Genomic DNA, 12,913 nt, shown 5'->3' with positions numbered 1-12,913 from the left:
TACGCATCAGGGTTACTTCTTCGCGCTGTTCTGCTTGAGGTAGGCGATCACATCCGCCTGATCCTGCGGCTTGGGGAGGCCGATGAAGATCATCTTGGTGCCCGGGACCGCCTGGCGGGGGCCGGCGAGGAAACGGGCGAGAGTCTGGTCGTTCCAGACCAGGCCCGACGCCTTCATCGCAGGCGAATAAGTGAAGCCCGCGACCATCGCCGCTTTGCGCCCGGCCACGCCGCGCAGATTGGGGCCGAGGCCGTTCTTCCCCGACGGATCGACGCTGTGGCACGAAGCGCACTTCTTGAAGATCACGGCACCGTTCACGGCATTCCCCGGCGGTGCGGCCGAAATCGCGGCCGCCGCGCCCCCCATCATGACAAACGTTGTCAGACCTACAAGATACTTCATTTCGACCCTCCTGGGGACAGGATTACAACCCCTGTCCCGAGCCAATTGTCATTGCCGTCGACGCGCCCCCGCATGCCCCCGCTCCGCTCATTCATGCGCAGGTTCTGGGATGAGCGGACGCGACGCGTCGATCGTGAACATCAGCAGCGCGGCGGCCACGCACAGGCCCGCCAGCACGCCGAACGCAGCGCCCCAGCCGCTCGCCGAGACGATATAGCCAGTCAGCGTCGCCGCGACGAAGGCGCCGAGGTTGCCGATGGTGTTCATCACTGCCGAGACCGATCCGGCGAACTCGCCACCGATATCGAGCGTCACCGCCCAGGACACGCCGACCGTCAGCTCGAGGCCGAACAGCGCGAGGCAGAAGCAGGCAATGCTGACGATGTGGCTGTCCGACGCCGTCGCGAGCGGGATCATGATCGCGGCGATCGCGAAACCGACCACCGACACCCAGCGCCGCGCGAACAACAGGCCGCGCCCGCGCTTCACCAGATGGTCGGAGAACCAGCCCCCGGCAAGGTCGCCGACCACGCCCGCCATCAGCGGCAGGCTGGCGAACAGGCCCATCAGCGCGATGTCGTAACCGCGCGCGTCATGGAGATATTTGGGGAACCACGTCAGGAAGATGTTGATGCAATAGGCGTAGCAGAAATACATCGCCGACAGCAGCCAGAGCTGGGGCCGGGCGAGCAGCTTCGCCCATGGCACGCTCGCCTTGGTGCGGCCTTCGCCGAGCGCTTCCTCGATCATCACGCGTTCCGCCTCGTTGACCGAGGCGTGCTCGCGCGGGCTGTCGCGGTAGAACCAGAACCAGAACAAGGCCCAGGCGACGCCGACCACCGCGAAGGCGATAAACGGCACGCGCCAGCCGAAATCGACGATCAGCAGCGCAACGAACACCGGTGTCACTGCGCCACCGAGCCGGGCACCGGCATGAGTCAGACCCTGCGCCCAGCCACGCTCGGCCGGAAGCATCCAGCGCGAGAGTGAGCGGGTCGCGATCGGGAAGGCGCCCGCCTCACCCATGCCGAACAGAAAGCGGGTGACGATCATCGACCCGGCCGACCAGGTCAGCGCCGTCGCGGCGGTGAAGGTCGACCACCAGAGCACCACGCCCGTCAGCGCGCGGCGCGGCCCGAATTTGTCGCCGAGCCAGCCACCGGGTATCTGGAACAGCGCATAGGAGATGGAGAAGGCGCCGAAGATCCAGCCCATCGTCACGTCGTGGAAGCCATATTCCTTCTGGATCGACGGAGCCGCCGTCGAGATGACGACCCGGTCCATATAGGTGATCAGATAAGCGAGCACCGTCAGCCACAGCACCTTGTGCCGGACGAGGGTTGGGCGCGGTGCCCGCACGCCTGATTGGGCGTCGATCACTTCGGACCGCCGGTGCAGGCGTCGGCGGCGCGCCCGGTGCAGGTCTGCCAGATCGTCGGCACCTGTTCGCCGGCGAGATAGACGCTATCGATCGCGCGGGTGTTGCGGATGTCGGCGGTCGGATCCTTGTCGAGCACGAGCAGGTCGGCAGCCTTGGCCGGTGCAATCGTGCCGACATTGGTCGCGCCCATGAACTTCGCGTTGCTGCCGGTCGCGGCGGTCAGCGCCTGGAGCGGCGTGATGCCCGACTTGACCATCAGCTCAAGCTCCCAATGCGCGAAATAGCCCGGGAAGCGCGCCGAAGGGCCGCTGTCGGTGCCCATGCCGTAGGGAATGCCGGCCTTTGCCTCGCGCCCGAAATTCTCCATCGCGTATTTCAGGACCGCCGGATATTTCGGGAAGGTCGGCGAGGAGGACAGGCGGGTGCGCCGCTCGGGATTCCTGAGGTCGGCGATCACCTGCGGCGTCACGCCGCGCGAGAAGAAGGGATCATCGACGAACGGCAGCAGATCATAGGTGAAGCTTGCCTCGCGGCTGAGCGTCGCCGCGATCTGCCACACGCCCTTCGCCTTCATCGCCGACAGCAACGGCGCGTCGACTGCGCGGTCGCGCACTGAATGCGCAAAGCCGTTGACGCCCTCACGGGTCAGTTCCTTGGCATTGTCGTAATAGAAGACATGGGCGACGGCCTTTTTGCCGTCCTTGTGCGCCTCAGCGATCACTGCCGTGCTGATATCGGCCGGCATTCGCTCGGCGATCGTGCCGAATTCGTCATCGACCCACAGCTTGATGAAATCGGCGCCCTTGGCTGCCTCGCGGTCGACCATCGCGGTCGCCTCGGCGGGCGTCGCGACCTGGGCCGGAAGCCCGACGACACCGCCATAGCTGCCCTTGAACACCACGCCGCGGCCGGCCGTCCACACACGCGCCCGGCCCGCCGGATCGGCGCGGATATCGCGAACGATGTCATGAATCTCATCCTTGTCGGTGCCGAGCACCTGGACCGAGGTGACGCCGTAGGCCGCATAGAGCTTCAGCTGCCGCTCGACGCTTTCGCGGGTATAATATTTCAGATCCTGGGTGATGCCGTCGACCAGCCCGAGATGGACATGGCTGTCGATGATGCCGGGCATGACGAATTTGCCGGTCAGGTCCCTGACCTGGACGCCCGCCGGCGCTTTGAGCTTCGCGGCCGGACCGACCCAGCTGATCTTGCCGTCGGTGATGATCATGGCGGAATTCTTCACCGGCGCGCGGCCGGTGCCATCGATCAGCGTGAAGTGCGAAAGCGCCACGGTCTTCGCCATGGCCGGCGCCGCGGTCAGCGCCCCCGCCATCAGCGCCGCGACACTCATCCAGCTACAAGTACGCATACGACCCGCTCCTTCATTGTCCCGGACGTTTGCCGTCCGTTTTCTTGTCCCCATCGGCATCACCTGGCCGAAGCCAGCGACAGGCCGCGATCGGGCATGATGGGAAAGGCCGCCGTGCAGCCGTCGCCAAGCCCCGCCCCGTTCAGGGCGAGCGCAGGCGAGAAATTCGAGATGGAATCCGGTCGAGCGGGAGGTCGTGCGGCCGCGAGGCCGGCGCCGGGGAGTGTCCCCTTGCGCATCCGTTCCCGCTTGCTGATCGTCATGACCGTCTTGTTCCGCTTGGTAGAGAAAAGGCCCGCCCGCCCCCGAAGGGACGGGCGGGAGAGGAGGATCAGAACTTCGTACGCAGCCCCACCGCGATCTGGCGCCCGAGCGGGTTCGACACGAAGCCGTTGTAACCCCAGGCGCCGCCGATGATGCCTGCAGTGTTGCCGTTGTAGAAAGGCGGATCCGTGTCGAAGAGGTTCTTCACATCGACATAGGCCTGCCAGCCGTTGAACATGCCTTCGCTCTTGACCGTGTACTGGAGGTGCAGGTCGAAGGTGTTGTCGGCCTTGACCTTGTCGCCCCCCCCAGTGGGGTTGCCGACCGAGTTCGTCGTGATCGGGATCACCGAGGTGCTGATCCAGTTCCGGTACGAACCCGTGTGGTTCCAGAACAGGTCGGCCGAGATGCCGCCCAATTCCCAACCAAGCTGGGCACGATGCTTGTATTGAACCGACGGGAAGGTCGTGTTGTAGCCCGAGGTGTTCAGGATGCTGAACTCGGTACCGCCACCGAAGTTCTGACGGAACTTCGTGAAGTAGGTGCCGCTCATGCCGACGGTGAAGTTACCGAAATCACCGATCGCGGTACGATAGGACGCCTGGAAGTCGATGCCTTCCACGGTCAGGTTGAGCGCATTGCGCGAGCTTTGGTCGAGGGTGAAATACACCGTGCCTGGAACCGCGCCGGAGATCGTCGCTCCGTTCGCGAGATTCGCGAACGCGTCAATCTGTGCTTGCGTCGCCCCAGTCGGATAGATCTGGAGCAGGTTGCGCAGACCGGCCGAATTCACGATCGCCGTCGGGCTTGGCGAGCTCACGCCACCGATGAACTGGTTGTGGAACCAGGTCACTGCCGCCGTGAAGCCGGGGATGAAGCGCGGCGCCAGATCGAGACCGAACGAGTAGCTCGTACCCTTCTGCGGCACCATGTTCGAGAAACCGCCGCCAAGCTGACGACGCAGACCGAAATTATTGCTGGCGCCGATCGAGCAGGTGGTGGATCCCGGATTCGTCGCACTCACCGTGGAGCACGGCGTCGTGGTCCCGGTGATGACGGCGTTGGGAACGTCCCTGACATTCACGTAATTGGCGACGGGGACGACGATCGCGCCGTTCTGCTGTCCGACGCTGCCCGAGGCATAGAGATAGCCCTGGCTTGGATCGCCGATCACCGCGAGCGGCGGCGCCACGAAAGCGGTCGCATAGTTACCGCGAAGCTTGACGCCCTCGAACACTTCCCAGTTCGCCGCGAACTTCGGGTTCGTGGTGTCCCCGACGTCGCTATAGCTGTCATACCGGCCCGAGATATCCAGATCGACCTTGCGGAAGAACGGGATTTCCATGTCGGGTGAGATCACCGGGATGACGATTTCCGCATAGGCCGAGTTGACCGTGCGGGCGTACATATACTGGCGGAAGGTCGCACCCGTCACCGACGGGCCCGTGCCGTTCGAACCATTGATCTTCTGGGTTTCGTCAGCCCAGTAATGCTCGCCGCCGAACGCGATCTTCACTTCGCCGCCCGGCAGGTTGAACACGCCGCCCTGGAAATCGAGTTTCATCTGGTTGAACGTGTTGAAGTTCGTGTTCTGCGAGTCCGACCCGTAGAGCGACCGGAGAACCGCCTGCGAGGTGCGATTGGCCGAACCCGTATTCCAGACGTCGAGCGCATTGGCTGCGGTGAGCGGCAGGTTCAGCGCGATCACATTCTGACCGGCGACGTCGCTCGTCGTGGTGCTGCCGGTGGTCTGGGCAGTCCCGTTCAGCGCGAGAAGAGCGCACGAGGTGCAGAAACCGTCGATCGTGTTCAGCGCGGAACGGTTCCGGCCGAACGCGTCGCTGAACTTCACGGTCCAGCTATCGCTCAGATCATATTCGGCGACGAAGGTGGCGTAGATCGAGTCCGACTCGGACTCGCCGTAACCATAGTTGCCGTCGTCCCGCAGCGCGAGATAGCTGATCGATTCCTGATACGCGTTCGCGGCGCCCGCGGGCGCGACGAAGAACGGGTTGGCCTGCGGATAGGTGCAGCGACCCAGCGCGTCGAGCGGACCGCAAATGCCCCGTCCGATGACTGAGTTCGCGTTGCCAAGACCATCGTCGGTCTTACGGAAAACCGTGGCGTTGGTGAGCGTGCCCGGGCTGTTCGGCGAATTCGTCTTCTGGATATTGTAGTTCAGCATCGCCGTGATGCGGAACTTGTCGCCGAACTCGTTGTACACTTTCATCATGGTGTTGGCGCGCCACTGGCCCGACACCAGGACACCATAGAGCGAGTTGTTGCACGGTGCATTGACCGACTGGTTGGCCACCGTGCTCGTCGCGCTGGGCGACAGGAAAACACCCGACGGCGCAGCCGGCAGGCCATTGACGCCCGTCACCTGGATCGTCGCCGGGCTGCAGGCGAAGCTGTTGGTGTTGGTGCCGCCGACCGGGCGGAAATCGCCCAGGCTCGCGAACGGCCGGTCCTTGTTGAAGAGCGTGCTGCCCTTGCTGTACGACCCGGCGATATAGACGCCGCCGGTATCCCATTTGGTGCCCCAGATGCCGTTGATGTCGAAATTGTGATAGGCATCGGCAAAGCCGTAGCGGCCATTCACCTCGAGACCGTCATAGGTCCGGCGGGTGATGAAGTTGACCACACCCGCGACCGCATCCGAACCGTACACCGAGGACGCGCCGTCGGCGAGAACCTCGACGCGCTCGACGGCGCCGATCGGGATGATGTTGGGATCGGTCTGGGCGAACTGCGTACCACCACCCGGCAGGCGCAGGCCGTCCATGATCACCAGGGTGGTGTTCGATGACGAGCCGGCGAGGCTGTGGATCTGCGGCGAATAATAGGAATAGGCATTCTCGCCCTGGGCCAATGAGCCAGAGGTGGTGATCGCCGGAACCGTGTTGACGAGCTGCGACACGTTGATCGGCGCGGTCTTCTCGATCGTCGCCTGACCGACGGAAACGAGGTTCGACCCGATCGGCGCGACACCCTTGATGCTGGTGCCAGTGACGACGATGTCCTTGCCGAGATCGGCCGCGGAGCCGTCCGTCAGGGTTTCCTGCGGCAGCGTGGTGTCTTCGGCCGGAGCCGGCGTGGTTTGAGTGGTCGACGGCGTGCTCTGCGCGAAGGCGATACCCGGCGCGAAAACCATCGCCGCCGACAACGCAATCACGGAACCGCTTACTTTGATTTTGGACGAGAATCGCATCCCCGTTCCCCCTTTCAGACTGGTTATCCTCTCAACCCCCGATCCGATCTTATTTATGATTTGATATGATATAGGATCGGGAATTGCGGCATTCCTACGGGCGGTTCGGACGGTCGTCAAGCGAGTCGATGGGGTGCGTAGCCCGGGGCGGGTCAGTGCTTCCGGTGCTGGTGCAAAAATAGCACGGATTCGGCCCTATCCGGCGGAAGGGCCAAACGGCGGCGCTACAGGAGGCTCCTCTCCACGCGCGAGCGCACGTGGAGCAACGAAATCACCAGTGTTTTTTGCGATCAATGAGCAGACGACTGCCCCTCTGGTTCAGTGCGCTTCGGCGAGCAACTCACGGGCGCTTCCGGTCGTCCAGTCCATGCCGCCGGTCATCCGCCACACCTCATGACCGGTCGAATCATAGAGAATGCTGGTCGGCAACTCGGCATTCAGCGCAACGCTGAGCCCCACTTTGGGATCGAGATAGGGCTGGAGTTGCTTGAGGCCCGTCTTGGCAAAAAAGGGTGCGACCTTTTCCGCGCCGCCTAGATCCTGGCTAACGGCAACCACCTTCATGTCCTTCGCCAGGGCATCCAGCGTCGGCATCTCGGCAACGCAGGGCGCGCACCAGGTCGCCCAGAGGTTGAGCAGCACCGGCTTGCCGGCAAAGACGGCCATCGTCACTGGCTTGCCCGCGGGATCCTGGAAGACCACCGCCGGCGCGGCTTCGCCCTTGTGGCTGCGGTCGAGCGCGCCGATCGTGTCGACCACGACCTTCTCGCCTTCCTTCGGGCCGGTCGGCGCCGCGGCGGTTGCCGGTACGGCGGGCGAGGGCTTTGCTTGCTCCGGCGCGGAGACTTGCCTATCGCAGCCGCCGATCAGCAGCCCCGTGGCCAGGAGAGAGACGATCGTCGAGCGGAAGGACATGTCGGACCGATCCAATGCCATGTGGGGCGGCCGCTTCGCCGAGGGGCCGGCAGCGGTGATGCGCGAGATAAATGCCTCGATCCCGTTCGACAAGCGCCTGTGGAAACAGGATGTCGCCGGATCGAAGGCTCATGCCGCAATGCTCGGCGCGCAGGGCATCGTTTCGGCCGAAGATATCGCCGCGATCGTCGCCGGGCTCGACCGGGTTGCGGCCGATTACGAGACGAACGGCGTCGCCGAGGATCTGGTCCTCGAAGACATCCATATGCAGACCGAGGCGCGGCTGGCCGAGGCGATCGGCCCGGCCGCCGGCCGGCTCCACACCGCGCGGTCGCGCAACGATCAGGTCGCGACCGATTTCCGGCTCTGGGTGCGCGACGCGATCGACGCGGTCGATGCCGGCCTTGCGCATTTCCAGCAGGCCCTGCTGACTCGCGCGGACGAGCATGCGGCGAGCGTGATGCCCGGCTTCACCCATTTGCAGAGCGCGCAGCCAGTGACATTGGGCCATCATCTGATGGCCTATCACGAGATGATCGCGCGCGACCGCGGCCGCTTCGCCGATGCGCGCACGCGGATGAACCGCTCGCCGCTCGGTTCCGCGGCGCTTGCCGGCACCGGCTTTCCGATCGACCGGGAGATGACGGCGGCGGCGCTCGGCTTCGACGGGCCGATGCGCAATTCGCTCGACGGCGTGTCCGACCGCGACTTCGCGATCGAATATCTGACCGCAGCGGCGCAGTGCGCGCTGCATCTCTCGCGGCTTGCCGAGGAGTTCATCCTCTGGGCGTCGCAGCCGTTCGGCTTCGTCTCGCTGTCGGACCAATGGTCGACCGGATCGTCGATCATGCCGCAAAAGCGCAATCCCGACGCCGCTGAGTTGGTACGTGGCCATTCGGGGCGGATCATCGGCTGCCTGACCGCGCTGATGATCACGATGAAGGGCCTGCCGCTGGCCTATTCAAAGGACATGCAGGACGACAAGCCGCCGGTGTTCGAGGCGCACGACCTGCTCGGCCTGTCCATCGCCGCAATGACCGGCATGGTCGAGAGCGCGACCTTCCGCACCGAGCGGATGCGCGGTCTGGCCGAGGCCGGTTTCTCGACCGCTACCGATCTGGCCGACTGGCTGGTGCGCGAAGCGGGCGTGCCGTTCCGCGAGGCCCACCACATCACCGGCCGCGCCGTGAAGCTCGCGGAAGAGCGGGGCATCGCGCTCGATACGATTCCGTTGGCCGACCTGCAGGCAATCGATGCGCGGATCGATCAACGCGTCTATGACGTGCTCAGCGTCGACGCATCGGTCGCCAGCCGGACCAGTTTCGGCGGCACCGCGCCGGTGCGGGTACGGGCCGCGATCGCGGCCGCGAGGAAGGAAGGCGGATCATGAAACGTGCCATGTTCCTGGGGGCGGCCCTGGCCGCCATGGCCCTGTCGGGCTGCGGCGCGCGGCAGGACCTGAAACCGCAAAAGGGCGAGGCCTTGCCGATCGCGCCCTATGGCGCCGAGAAACCGCCGACTGCCCAGGAACTGCTCAAACCGAGCAACCAGGCGCGCCCCGCCCGCAGCGACGAGCTCCTCCGCAGTTCCGAGGAACGCCGCAGCGACGATTACGACCTCCCACCGAATTGAGCTCATGGACCATTTCAGTCTTGTTGACGGCGCGATGTACGCCGAAGGCGTTCCCTTGGAACGCATCGCCGATGCCGTCGGTACGCCCGTCTATGTCTATTCCCGTGCCACGCTGACTCGCCATGCGCGCGTGTTCCGCGAGGGGCTCGCCGGCGTCGAACGTGCCCATTTTGCCTATGCGATCAAGGCCAATCCCAATCTCGCAGTGCTCAAGGTGCTGGCCGACGAAGGCTATGGCGCCGACGTCGTGTCGGGCGGCGAGCTCGCCCGCGCGCTGGCCTCGGGCATGAAAGCCGAGGACGTGGTATTCTCCGGGGTCGGCAAGACCCGGGTCGAATTGCTCCGCGCGCTCGACGCCGGGCTCGGGCAGTTCAACCTCGAACTCGAGGAGGAGGGCGAAGCGCTTTCCGGACTCGCCGCCGGGATGGGCATCCGCGCCAATGCGACGCTTCGGGTCAATCCCGATGTCGATGCCGGCACGCATGCCAAGATCTCGACCGGCAAGAGCGAGAACAAATTCGGCGTACCGATCGACCAAGCACCGGCGATCTTCGGGCGGCTCGCCGCTCTGCCCGGCCTCGCGATGCGCGGCATCGCGATCCATATCGGCAGCCAGCTGTTCGATCTCGCCCCGCTCGAGGCAGCCTATACCCGTGTCGGCGAGCTGGTCGCGCAGCTCCGTGCAGCCGGCCATCCGATCGAGCGGGTCGATCTCGGCGGCGGTCTCGGCGTACCGTACAAGGCGGGCGACAACCCGCCGAGCCCCGCCGAATATGGCGCGATGGTCGCACGCGTGACCAGGGGCTGGAACGTCATGCTGATGTTCGAGCCCGGCCGCGTGATCGCGGGCAATGCCGGCATCCTGCTGACCCGGGTGATCTGGGTGAAGCCCGGCGTGACCCGCCCGTATGTGATCGTCGACGCCGCGATGAACGACCTTGCCCGCCCCGCTTTGTACGACGCCTGGCATGACTTCGCGGCCGTGCGCCCGACTGGCGAGCGGATGATCGCCAATATTGCGGGGCCCGTCTGCGAGAGCGGCGACACTTTCGCCATGGCGCGCGATATCGACGCCGTGAAGTCCGGCGACCTTGCGATCTTCCGCACGGCGGGCGCGTATGGTGCGACCATGGCCAGCACCTATAACAGCCGTGCGCTGGTGCCCGAGGTGATGGTCGATGGCGACAGGTTCGCGGTGGTTGCGGACCGGATCGAGCCCGAGACGATCATCGCCGCCGAGCGGTTGCCGGAGTGGCTGACCGCGTGACCCTGCACAGCCTGCCGCTGTTCGTGCGGCTGGCAGGCCGGCAGGTCATCCTGCTGGGCGAAGGAGAAGCGGCCGACGCCAAGCGCCGCCTGCTCGAACGCGCCGGCGCGACGATCGGCGACGAAGGCGCCGACGCGGCGCTGGCGATCGTCGCGATCGCTGACGAGACCCTCGCGGAAGAGGCGGTTGCGCGGCTGAAGGCGCGCGGCATCCTGGTCAACGCGGTCGACCGGCCCGACTGGTGCGATTTCACCCTGCCGGCGATTGTCGACCGTGATCCGGTGCTGGTCGCGATCGGCACCGGCGGCGCCTCGGCCGGACTTGCGGCCGCTCTGCGCCAGCGGATCGAGACCATCCTGCCCGCGAGCCTCGGCGGCCTAGCGGCCGCACTCCACCGGGCGCGGGCCGCGCTCCGGCAGAAGCTGCCGACGATCGACGATCGCAGGCGCGCGCTCGGCGCGGCGCTTGCGCCGGGCGGCGCCCTCGATCCACTGACCGCCACTGCCGACACAGTCGCCACGTGGTTGAGCGGAATCGGCGCGGCGACCGGCGATCGGCTGGTGATCATTCGCCTTCGCTCCACCGATCCCGACGATCTCACCCTAGGCGAGGCGCGGCTGCTCGGCTTGGCCGACCATGTCTATCACCGCGCCGAGGTACCGGCGGCAATCCTCGACCGCGCCCGGGCCGATGCGGTGCGGACCCTTTGCACTATATCGCCGGTTGAGCCCGGTCCGGGACTCGCAATCTATATGGAGCTTGCATGAGCGGTTTCGCCTATCGGATCTGCAACGGAAAGGCCGAGCGGATCGAGATCAAGCAGGCGCTGGAAAGCGATGCGGACCTGATCTGGGTCCATCTTCTCACCAACAACGAACATGCCCAGTCATGGCTGACCGATGAGGCCAAGGCGCCCGACTATATCGTCGACGCGCTGACCGCGACCGAGACGAGACCCCGTTGCGACGCGCTGGGCGATGGGGCCTTCCTCAATTTGCGCGGCCGATCGAGCGAGGATACGCCCACGTCCGAGCCCCTTGCTTCGGTGCGGATCTGGGCGACGCGGGGGCGGGTGATCTCGGTCACGCGGCGCGCACTGGTCGCGGTAGACGATGTGATCGAGTCGATCGAGGGCGGGCAGATTCGCGATCCCGGCGACCTGATCGCCGAATTCGCCACGGCGATCACCCGCAACCTCGACCCCGAAGTCGCCGACCTTGGCGACACGCTGGACGATTGCGAGGCCGATCTCGACGCCGACAAGGTGTTCGAGCTGCGCCGCCACGTCACCAAGGTGCGGGTCGCGGCGATCGGCTATCGCCGCTTCCTGGCGCCGCAGCGCGCCGCGATCGAGAAGCTGGCGGCACTGCCATGCGACTGGCTGCAGGACGACGACCGGCTGCACCTCAACGCCGCCGCCGATCGCGCCGCGCGCATGGCGGAAGAGCTTGAGAGCATCCGGGAACGATCGGCGCTGATGCACGAGGCGCTGACCGACCTTCGCGCCGAGCAGATCGACAGCCGCTCGCTGATCATCTCGATCGCGGCGATGATCTTCCTGCCGCTGACCTTCATCACCGGGCTTTATGGGATGAACGTCAAGGGGCTCCCCTATGCCGAGGAGCCATGGGCATTCGACGCGATCACGGCCGGGTGCACGATCATCTCGGTCGTGATCATCATCTATTTCGTGCGCAAGCACTGGTTCGGGCGCGGCTGACGAAGGAGATATGGGACACCGGTGTGTCCCGAATCTCCCAGGCTAACGAATCTAAGATTTATTATTTATTTCAATTATTTAAGTGGCCATCGAGCTGAGACGATCGACCTCGTCGTTAAGCGCCTGGATCGACGCGATCAGCCGCTGGCGATCGGCACGGGTGGCGGCAAGCGCGTTCTTCGCTTCGCCCAGTTCCATCGCGCGGGCGGCGATGCGGGCATCGAGCGTGGCATTGGAGCGTTTCAGCTCGGCGATGCGCCGGGCGCGGGCGAGCACCCGCTCGATCCGCGCCGCCAGCACTTCGAAGGCGAAGGGCTTGGCAACATGGTCGTCCGCCCCTGCCGCCAGCGCCTCGACCGCCGCGGAAGGATCGCTTCGTCCGGTCAGCATGATGACGGGCAGGTCGGCGGTGTCACGGCTGCCGCGGATCTCGGTCAGGACATGGACGCCGGACATGCGCGGCATCACCATGTCGAGCAGCACGAGATCGAAGCCTCGCGCAGCGATCAGGTCGAGCGCCTCGGCGCCATTGTCGCTGAGCACGGTGAGATAGCCGAGATGCCCGAGCCTGCGCCCCAGCACGGCGAGGTTGGTCCGGCTGTCGTCGACCGCAAGGACGGTGCGTACCGGCCCGCGCCGTTGCGCCACCGATTCGAGCTTGCCGAAAAGATCCATCTGGCGAGGTTCCACTTTATTGGTGGACCGATCCTATCCCGCGCCGGTCACGATTTGGTTAACCGGCCGGCAAC

The 12,913-nt window shown here is 65.4% G+C and carries 12 protein-coding genes; 5 read left to right on the top strand and 7 right to left on the bottom strand.

Annotated features, from left to right (window positions below; genetic code table 11):
* Positions 1–12: 12 nt before the first annotated feature.
* The 6 genes from WC729_RS21960 to WC729_RS21935 form a co-directional block, all read right to left on the bottom strand.
* A complete protein-coding gene (locus WC729_RS21960; RefSeq protein WP_372856557.1) occupies positions 13–402 on the bottom strand; it encodes a cytochrome c family protein in 390 nt (129 codons plus the stop codon).
* An 87-nt stretch (positions 403–489) separates the two neighbouring features.
* A complete protein-coding gene (locus WC729_RS21955; RefSeq protein ID WP_372856556.1) occupies positions 490–1,782 on the bottom strand; it encodes an MFS transporter in 1,293 nt (430 codons plus the stop codon).
* Entirely contained in the window at positions 1,779–3,155 is a 1,377-nt protein-coding gene (locus WC729_RS21950; RefSeq protein WP_372856555.1) for an amidohydrolase family protein, read from the bottom strand. Before WC729_RS21950 ends, WC729_RS21955 begins: the two co-directional genes overlap by 4 nt.
* 59 nt (positions 3,156–3,214) lie before the next feature.
* The gene (locus WC729_RS21945; RefSeq protein WP_372856554.1) at positions 3,215–3,418 is read right to left on the bottom strand and encodes a hypothetical protein; all 204 of its coding nucleotides are present in this window, start codon (positions 3,416–3,418) and stop codon (positions 3,215–3,217) included.
* Between the two features lie 68 nt (positions 3,419–3,486).
* Positions 3,487–6,573, bottom strand: coding sequence for a TonB-dependent receptor domain-containing protein (locus WC729_RS21940; protein ID WP_372856553.1), 3,087 nt, complete (start codon positions 6,571–6,573; stop codon positions 3,487–3,489).
* Positions 6,574–6,948: 375 nt separating this feature from the next.
* Positions 6,949–7,545 carry a TlpA family protein disulfide reductase gene (locus WC729_RS21935; protein WP_372856552.1) on the bottom strand — a complete coding sequence of 199 codons (597 nt, stop codon included), beginning with the start codon at positions 7,543–7,545 and terminating at the stop codon, positions 6,949–6,951.
* Between the two features lie 19 nt (positions 7,546–7,564).
* Here WC729_RS21935 and argH point away from each other — a divergent pair, with 19 nt between their 5' ends.
* From argH to WC729_RS21910, 5 genes are read left to right on the top strand one after another with little or no spacing between them, the layout of a single operon-like run.
* Positions 7,565–8,935: an argininosuccinate lyase gene (gene argH / locus WC729_RS21930; RefSeq protein ID WP_372856651.1), complete on the top strand. Its 1,371-nt coding sequence runs from the start codon at positions 7,565–7,567 to the stop codon at positions 8,933–8,935.
* Positions 8,932–9,177 (top strand): hypothetical protein, encoded by a 246-nt coding sequence (locus WC729_RS21925; RefSeq protein WP_372856551.1) that lies wholly within the window; start codon positions 8,932–8,934, stop codon positions 9,175–9,177. Before argH ends, WC729_RS21925 begins: the two co-directional genes overlap by 4 nt.
* A 4-nt stretch (positions 9,178–9,181) precedes the next feature.
* The gene (gene lysA / locus WC729_RS21920; protein ID WP_372856550.1) at positions 9,182–10,444 is read left to right on the top strand and encodes a diaminopimelate decarboxylase; all 1,263 of its coding nucleotides are present in this window, start codon (positions 9,182–9,184) and stop codon (positions 10,442–10,444) included.
* A complete protein-coding gene (locus tag WC729_RS21915; RefSeq protein ID WP_372856549.1) occupies positions 10,429–11,211 on the top strand; it encodes a bifunctional precorrin-2 dehydrogenase/sirohydrochlorin ferrochelatase in 783 nt (260 codons plus the stop codon). Before lysA ends, WC729_RS21915 begins: the two co-directional genes overlap by 16 nt.
* The gene (locus WC729_RS21910) at positions 11,208–12,164 is read left to right on the top strand and encodes a zinc transporter ZntB (RefSeq protein ID WP_372856548.1); all 957 of its coding nucleotides are present in this window, start codon (positions 11,208–11,210) and stop codon (positions 12,162–12,164) included. Before WC729_RS21915 ends, WC729_RS21910 begins: the two co-directional genes overlap by 4 nt.
* Before the next feature lie 78 nt (positions 12,165–12,242).
* Here the strand turns inward: WC729_RS21910 and WC729_RS21905 are convergent, their stop codons facing one another.
* On the bottom strand, positions 12,243–12,839 hold the full coding sequence (locus WC729_RS21905; protein ID WP_372856547.1) for a response regulator: 597 nt from the start codon (positions 12,837–12,839) through the stop codon (positions 12,243–12,245).
* Positions 12,840–12,913: the final 74 nt, after the last annotated feature.

This window comes from Sphingomonas sp., from assembly GCF_041661825.1.
Taxonomy (GTDB): Bacteria; Pseudomonadota; Alphaproteobacteria; order Sphingomonadales; family Sphingomonadaceae; genus Sphingomonas.
The sequence above is the reverse complement of the archived record's forward strand: the minus strand, read 5'-3'. Positions and strand labels throughout refer to the sequence as shown.